A 625-nucleotide genomic window follows, 5' to 3' on the forward strand; every position below is an offset into this window, starting at 1 on the left:
CCAGAGCGTACGGCTGGAATGGGAAGCACGGTAAAATGACATGCGGCATGGAAGCCGCAGTAAATTCAAGGAGGAAATGAATTATGGTAGTACAGCACAATATGACCGCAGCAAATGCGAACAGAATGTTAGGAATCACAACTAGCGCACAGGCAAAATCTTCAGAGAAGTTATCTTCCGGTTACAAAATCAACCGTGCAGCAGATGATGCAGCAGGATTAACAATTTCTGAGAAGATGAGAAGCCAGATCCGTGGATTAAATAAAGCTTCTGACAATGCTCAGGATGGTGTTTCCTTAATTCAGGTTGCTGAGGGTGCATTATCTGAGACTCACTCTATCTTACAGCGTATGAATGAGCTGGCAACACAGGCTGCAAACGATACCAATACCACAGCTGATCGTACAGCTATCCAGAAAGAGGTTGATCAGTTAGCATCTGAGATCAGCAGAATCCGTTCCACAACACAGTTCAATACAATGAACCTGTTAGACGGAAAGTACACAACAAAGAATCTTCAGGTTGGTTCTTTATGTGGACAGAAGATTACCGTCAGCATCGATGATATGAGTGCAACAGCACTTAGTGTTGATGCATTAAAGATGACAAGCTTTACCAATGCTGG

At 43.5% G+C, this 625-nt stretch carries 1 protein-coding gene; it reads left to right on the forward strand.

Translation table 11 applies throughout. From position 1 onward, the window contains the following. Positions 1–83 precede the first annotated feature (83 nt). Positions 84–625 (forward strand): flagellin N-terminal helical domain-containing protein (locus DW650_RS19405; protein WP_279217106.1); only part of this gene is annotated, 542 nt, incomplete at its 3' end.

Origin of the sequence: Roseburia sp. AM23-20 (assembly GCF_003470905.1) — a bacterium.
Taxonomy (GTDB): Bacteria; Bacillota; Clostridia; order Lachnospirales; family Lachnospiraceae; genus Roseburia; species Roseburia rectibacter.